The sequence below is a fragment of the Xenorhabdus santafensis genome (genome assembly GCF_033949405.1).
In the GTDB taxonomy this organism is placed as follows: domain Bacteria; phylum Pseudomonadota; class Gammaproteobacteria; order Enterobacterales; family Enterobacteriaceae; genus Xenorhabdus; species Xenorhabdus santafensis.
Window position 1 is genome coordinate 1 of the sequence record NZ_VCDN01000381.1, and the last position, 969, is coordinate 969.

General features: G+C 35.0%; 1 protein-coding gene. It reads left to right on the forward strand.

Going from position 1 to position 969, the window contains the following annotated elements:
- Positions 1-889 (forward strand): hypothetical protein (locus FE392_RS20655; RefSeq protein ID WP_319931967.1); only part of this gene is annotated, 889 nt, incomplete at its 5' end.
- Positions 890-969: the final 80 nt, after the last annotated feature.

Consider the following 969-nt stretch of genomic DNA (forward strand, 5'->3'; position numbering starts at 1 on the left):
AGACAAAGAAGTGAAACAGTTAGAGGGGAAAGCAAAAGAATTACAAACGATAAAAGGACAGTTAGAACAGATTGTGAGAGAACAACAACAGGAACAGAAAACCTTACAAAAACAAATAGGAGATACGAAAGAAGAGATTACGAAATTAAAAGAAACGAAGGAACAGATGCAAAACGATATACAAGGATTTCCTTTGTTTGATATGAGAAGGTTGAAAGTAGAAACAGAAAAAATAGGATTACTGAAAAAGAAAGAAGTGAAAACAGGAAACTATATCCTAACAAAAGAAGATGCCCGAAAGCTTTCAAAATGCCTTAGAGGGGTTTCTAACATAAAAGAAGGGTTAAGGGGTATAAGTGAATCTAAAAGCTCACTAGAAGCTCGAGAGGTCTGTTTAAATGAAAGGGAAGAGTTCATTTGTCAAAAAGAGTTGGATATTAGTTATAAAGAATTAGAAGTGAACCAAAGAGAGCGAAATTTGATTGGGAAAGAAGCAGCCATTGAGAATGGTCAAACTTGGTGGAAAGAAAAGCAAGGATTACAAGAACAAGTGAATCTATTAACCGTAGAAAATAGTCGTTTGAAACGAACGTTGAACAAAGTGAATGAAATGTACGAAGGATTAAAAATGAGTTTTGCGAATGTAGCAAAAGCAGTTGGCATGATGAAGTATAGCAAGAAGGAATATGAACAACCGCTAAATGAACGAGGGAATCGATTGGTAGATGCGATTGCAAATTATACAAGTTATTGGCTTCGAAAAATGGGAAATGAGGATCTAGCGGAAAAAGTGGAAAAAGAAATTGGATTGAGTGAAGGACTTCAACAATCTGTGAAAGCACTAGAACCGAAAAAAGAACGGAGTAAAGGGTATGACAGAGAAATGTAAATAGGGGTAGATTTTACCCCTATTTTATTATTTTGAGATATTTGACTTCTTTTCTGACTTGCTCTAAATTTTTGTCGCGT